2 protein-coding genes are annotated in these 1,963 nt (G+C 48.5%); one reads left to right on the top strand and one right to left on the bottom strand.

Annotated features, from left to right (window positions below; all coding sequences use genetic code 11):
* Positions 1-878: IMP dehydrogenase (gene guaB / locus EDM54_RS26040; RefSeq protein WP_122959098.1), on the bottom strand; the 878-nt coding region annotated here is incomplete at its 3' end.
* Between the two features lie 166 nt (positions 879-1,044).
* On the opposite strand from guaB, the gene EDM54_RS26045 reads away from it, so the two are divergent.
* On the top strand, positions 1,045-1,963 hold a 919-nt coding region (locus tag EDM54_RS26045), incomplete at its 3' end, for a YaaC family protein (RefSeq protein WP_122959099.1).

The following is a 1,963-nucleotide window of genomic DNA, read 5'->3' on the forward strand; positions in this document are numbered from 1 at the left end:
GCACCGGCTTCGATCAAATCGCGAGTGGCTTCGCCAGTCGCTACGTTACCGGCTACGATGGTGAGATCCGGGTATGCTTGTCTCAGTTTTTTCACTGCGTTGCTGACGTTGATGTGGTGTCCGTGCGCTGTATCCACGACCAGAACGTCAACGCCCGCCTTCACCAATGCTTCTGCGCGTTCGAAAGTATCGGCGGATACACCTACAGCCGCGCCGCACAGCAGACGTCCCTGCTGGTCTTTGGCTGCATTTGGGTACTGAATCGCTTTTTCGATGTCCTTGATGGTGATCAGGCCCTTTAGCACATTATGCTCGTCCACCAACGGGAGCTTCTCGATCTTGTATTTTTGCAAAATGGCTTCAGCCTGCTGCAGGGTAGTCCCTACTGGAGCTGTCACCAGATTTTCCTTCGTCATTACATCTTTAATCGGAATCGAAAAGTCATGAACGAAACGAAGGTCGCGGTTGGTAAGAATTCCGACCAGATGATTTTGGCTGTCGACAATAGGAACCCCGGAGATGCGGTACTTGCCCATCAACGCGTCCGCGTCTGCGACGGTGTGCTCCGAACTGAGGGAAAACGGGTTGGTGATGACTCCGCTTTCAGAGCGTTTTACCCGGTCAACCTCACTGGCTTGCTGCTCGATTGTCATGTTTTTATGGATAATCCCGATTCCGCCTTGTCTGGCCATTGCAATCGCTAGTGCAGACTCCGTTACCGTGTCCATTCCCGCGCTGATCAGCGGAATGTTCAAGACGACCTTTTCGCTCAATCTTGTCGATGTATCTACATCACGAGGCAAAATTTCTGATTTTCCTGGAACAAGGAGAACGTCATCAAACGTTAAGCCCTCTTTTACGAATTTGTCTTCCCGCACAGGTATGAGCTCCTTTCGCCAAAATGTTTTATGCAAGTGTAACAAACGGCTTAATTTACTGTCAAGGTAACCTTTTAATGTTCGGTTATCTAAGCAATTATCCAGATAAATCAAAAAAAATAACAAGAAAGCGCTCTCATACACGAATGTTAGAAAGGTGATGGAAATGGATGCCTGGTCCTCTTTGCGCTTGCTGGAAACAGAACCGGCGGCACGCGCTTTTTTATACAAACACTATCACAGCAAAGGTATCGTGCAGGCTGAGCGACTCGCTTTTCAACAAAGCACGCGTTTTCTATACACATGGAAACAAGCACGCTTGTTTTATGAATCGGCCGCGAAGACACCCCTGTCCATTAAGCCCTTGCTGCTGTTCTACGGCTGTATTCATCTGTTGAAGGGATGGCTCATCGTCATCGATCCTGACTATCCGCAGAACAGCAAGGTTCTTCAACACGGTGTGACTACGAGGAAAGTCAAAAAGAACGGTTATCAATTCCTAAGGGACGAGGTTCGTCCACAAAAGGAAGGGTTGTTTTCCCATCTGGCTCATCTCCTCTCTGTATCGCCCCTTCAGGACCGTTACAGGATTCAGGAATTGATGTCATACCTGGCTGACATGCACGGACCTCTACAGGCAGCGATTGGACATATCTCTCCCTGGGTCCCTGTTGACTGGAAAAGTGAGACGGACGCGAGAACGAACGCGATATTTTGTCGTCTTCATTTTCCTGCTGCTTCAAAAGGACCACTCGCTTATTCACCAGACACATTCCAGCAATACGTAAAGCGGTTTGACTACGATCAAGACATGCTCGCTTCTGTCCAGTGGTCAAGTGACGGAAGTAAAACCATGGTCGTTCCCTTCTCTTCCTTTTCCAGCCTAGACGAACATCCACTCTTTTGCTTACGGGAGCGATCATTGTTTTTTTGGAATGGGGATAACGACTCCCTTCCTCTTCCGGAGTGGGCCAACCATTATCTGCTTTTGTACGTACTTAGCATGCTGTCCAGATATGATACGGAATGGTGGGGCGAACTTACTTTGTCCCATTCTTACGCAGAGCAGTTTTTAATTGACTTCT

Source organism: Brevibacillus borstelensis (genome assembly GCF_003710865.1).
Taxonomy (GTDB): Bacteria; Bacillota; Bacilli; order Brevibacillales; family Brevibacillaceae; genus Brevibacillus; species Brevibacillus borstelensis.